Genomic DNA, 2289 nt, shown 5'->3' on the forward strand with positions numbered 1-2289 from the left:
CTATCCTGCAGACACTCAACCTGAGCAACCTCACGGCACTCACCACACTCGATATCAGTTGCGCTGGCACACAGACAACGCTCAACAACCTGATAGTGGATGGCTGCAAGAACCTGCGATCTCTCAATATGGGCGGACTGAAGAGCACGCAGCTCACTGGCATGGATCTCACCCACAACACCAAGTTGGAGACCTTCGAGGCATCAGACACAGCACTCACAGGTGTTACCTTTGCCAAGGGTTCACCGCTTGTCAAGGCGGTTCTGCCTGCAACATTGCAGACACTCGATCTGCAATATCTGCCGAAGCTGCAGGCTGATAATCTGACACTGGAGGGCACGGACAGCATCACACGTCTCGTCATTGACAGTTGCCCCGGCATCGAGTGGACGGCACTCAGAGCCAAATGCCCTAACGTCAAATACCTCCGTGTGACAGGCATCAACGAGGAGGGTGACGGATCACTCCTGCGTCAATACATGGAGATGGGAGGTGTTGACGAGACTGGCGGCAATGTGGATACCTGCCGTCTGGTCGGATCATACCAGCTCACACAATATATTGATGATGTGGAGTTCCAGACATACCAACAGCATTATCCGGAACTCAACATCATGCAGCCACCATACACCATGGTGGAGTTCGATGATAGTGTTGCAGACGATGCAAACGTCAGCAACCTCGACAACGAAACTGGATACAAATATGGCAATGCATATCAGCCATCAGGTCATATCAAGGCATATTTGAGTCAGCGTCACAGAGTGTTGGCCAAGATTACCAAAATGCCTACGCAGACTAATGTAAAGATGGGCGGAATAGATACCGTCATGAACAAAACGGATGGTGAGGCAACTTACTATCCACTGCATGACGATAATTCCAACTACTATGCTGATGCCAAGCAGGTCAGAGACTGCACTGCAGCCAAGTTGGACGGCACAGAGGGAGATATCATGATGCTCGAACCGCACAAATGGTTCAAGGGCATCAATGATTACCTCAACAAAAAGCATTATTACTGTCTGAGCGTCAACAAGGGTGTCCCTTCCGTCTCTGTTGATACCATCCAGATGAGCATTGATGAGATTAAACAGACCAAGGGCGGTTGGCGTGAAGGCTATAAGCTGACTGCAAACAAGCAGACACTCAGTGAGTCATACGTGTCAGACAGCAGTTATGCAGTTATCAAGATTGATATTGGCGGATATAGCAGAGTCAGATTCCCGACTGTGACGGGCACCAACATGGCCTGCTCACTCTTCCTCGCAGAGGATGGCAGCATCATCAGCAATGTGATTGTGCCTACCATCAACCAAACATTTGAAAAAGGGCAGTATATCATCAAGGATATACCTGATGGAGCAAAGACCCTATATGCAACAGTGTATAAGAATACACCAGGCGACAAGGTCGTGCTGAGCAATTCTGACAAAATAGAAGATATGGAGCCAGACTGGGTTGAAGTGGATGAATATCTCTGCGCTGTTGTCGGAAGCACGGTTGTCGGTGACAAACTCCGAGCTTGCGTCTCTGGCGGTTCGACTACCGCTAATATGGCGTGGTCAGACTTTCATTATTACTCTGTCCTTCGAGGCATGCAGCAGATAGACTTTTCCATGCATAGCGACATCGCCAACCTTTTCTACATGAAGTATGGCCGTCGCAACTCACAGGAACAGTGCGGTGCTGGCTCGCATACCAATATGCGCACGACTGGTGGGACAATGTCGCACGGCATGACTGATACCATCGGTTTTGATGCAGCCAGGCAAATCAATGCATCAATCACGAATAGCATCGTAGATTATGGCGTGCATCAATTTGCCTGGTACCAGGAGGGTGATGAAGAGAGTGGAGCTACCATCGTCAAGCAGGTAAACAGCATCTGTTGCTGCGGATACGAGGATATCTACGGACACAAATATGATATGATGGATAACTGCGACATGCCTAATGACAGTGCTCATTCAAACATGGTTCGCATATTCATGCCAGATGGCAAAGTCCGCTACATTAAATCATCATCAAATAACGGTATCTGGATTACAAATGTCTATCATGGACAATATGGTGATGTCATTGGTGTTGGTGCAAAATCAGGGTCAGCAAGCACATATTATGGCGATACATATTGGACTTCTGGTTCTGCCTACCGTGTGCTCTTTCGGGGCTGCAACAGTGCGTACTCGTTTGGCGGCATCTCGTACACGAGTGCGAATAACGACGCATCGAACACGAGCCCGAATGTCGGGTCGCGCTTGGCCTTCCGCGGCAAGCTCGTCAAAG

Annotated in this window: 1 pseudogene; it reads left to right on the top strand. The window is 49.1% G+C overall.

What is annotated here, in order from left to right:
* Positions 1-2289: pseudogene (locus DW917_RS17435) on the top strand (hypothetical protein); the annotation flags it as partial.

Origin of the sequence: Prevotella sp. AM42-24 (assembly GCF_003461825.1) — a bacterium.
Classification (GTDB): domain Bacteria; phylum Bacteroidota; class Bacteroidia; order Bacteroidales; family Bacteroidaceae; genus Prevotella; species Prevotella hominis.